At 44.7% G+C, this 313-nt stretch carries 1 protein-coding gene; it reads right to left on the bottom strand.

Translation table 11 applies throughout. The features are described from left to right. Positions 1-313, bottom strand: a 313-nt coding sequence (locus CJ239_RS11535) for a DUF1542 domain-containing protein (protein ID WP_142367017.1), incomplete at both ends; no start/stop codon positions are given.

Raw genomic sequence — 313 nt, 5'->3', positions numbered from 1 at the left:
TTTCATCGTCTGACAATTTAGCGTTCTTATCAATTGAGGCAATCTTAGTTTCTGACGCTGTTTGGATTGCTTCTAGGGCTTTCTCTTTGCCTACTGGATTTACTGCTTCTACTGCTGTTGTTCCTGTAGTTTGAGCGCCGTCCACTCCTGCTTGATCCTTCGCTTCATTGATAGCATTTACGGCTGCGATGGCGGCTTGCGCTACTTCAGCTTTCGCTGCGGCTTTTTCATCGTCTGACAATTTAGCGTTCTTATCAATTGAGGCAATCTTAGTTTCTGACGCTGTTTGGATTGCTTCTAGGGCTTTCTCTTT

Source organism: Streptococcus sp. UMB0029 (genome assembly GCF_002871495.1).
Taxonomy (GTDB): Bacteria; Bacillota; Bacilli; order Lactobacillales; family Streptococcaceae; genus Streptococcus.
The sequence above is the reverse complement of the archived record's forward strand: the minus strand, read 5'-3'. Positions and strand labels throughout refer to the sequence as shown.